This window comes from Methylobacterium sp. C33D, assembly GCF_053345825.1.
In genome coordinates this window covers 1-310 of record NZ_JBKFAV010000192.1, presented here as the reverse complement: position 1 = coordinate 310, position 310 = coordinate 1, and the positions used below count along the sequence as shown (strand labels likewise).

The window sequence follows — 310 nt, the reverse complement described above, 5'->3', positions numbered from 1 at the left end:
CTTGTGCGCGTAGAAGATCGGCGCCGGCATCAGCTCGGGCGTCTCGTCGGCGGCGTAGCCGAACATGATGCCCTGGTCGCCCGCGCCCTCGTCCTTGTTGCCGGCCGCGGCCACGCCCTGGGCGATGTCGGCCGACTGGGCGTGCAGGTGGATCGCGACGTCGTTGTTCTTCCAGTGGAAGCCCGACTGCTCGTAGCCGATGTCCTTCACGGCCTCGCGGGCCAGGGCCTCGAGGTCCTTGAACGTCACCGAGTCGGGCCCGCGCACCTCGCCGGCGATGACGATGCGGTTGGTCGTGGCGAGCGTCTCG

1 protein-coding gene is annotated in these 310 nt (G+C 69.7%); it reads right to left on the bottom strand.

Annotated features, from left to right (window positions below; all coding sequences use genetic code 11):
• Window positions 1–310, bottom strand: a 310-nt coding sequence (locus ACLBXO_RS31990) for an S-adenosylmethionine synthetase N-terminal domain-containing protein (protein WP_447687945.1), incomplete at both ends; no start/stop codon positions are given.